We start from the raw sequence: 507 nt of genomic DNA on the forward strand, positions 1-507 counted from the left end.
CGAGATTAGCGTGAAGACAGTGAATGCCGATACCTTCAAAGCAGGCGATACTGTGATGAATAACGACGGCGTGAAAGTCGGCGATAAAGTTGCGTTGAACAAAGACGGTCTGACCGCAGGCAACACCGTGGTCAACAACGATGGCGTAACCATCGCTGCACCGACTGAAAACAATCCGAACAACCAAATCAAACTGTCTCCTGTCGGTCTGAATAACGGCGGCCAACGCATTACCAACGTGGCTCCGGGTAAAGACGGTACAGATGCGGCAAACGTGAACCAGTTGATTGGTTTGGGTACCGAGTTGCAGAACAACATCAACCAAGTAGGTAAGAAAGCCTACGCGGGTGTGGCCGGTGCGATTGCCCAAGGCTCGATTCCGCAAGTAACCCGTCCGGGTGCGAACGGTATCGGTGTCGGCAGCGGCTACTACGGTGGTCAGTCTGCTATGGCCATCGGCGTGTCTGCGATGAGCGACGGCGGCAACTGGATTGTCAAAGGCAACTT

1 protein-coding gene is annotated in these 507 nt (G+C 54.0%); it reads left to right on the forward strand.

Translation table 11 applies throughout. From position 1 onward, the window contains the following. Positions 1-507: YadA-like family protein (locus ACTHUM_RS18815; RefSeq protein ID WP_440403800.1), on the forward strand; the 507-nt coding region annotated here is incomplete at both ends.

Source organism: Neisseria sp. P0021.S006, assembly GCF_051956895.1.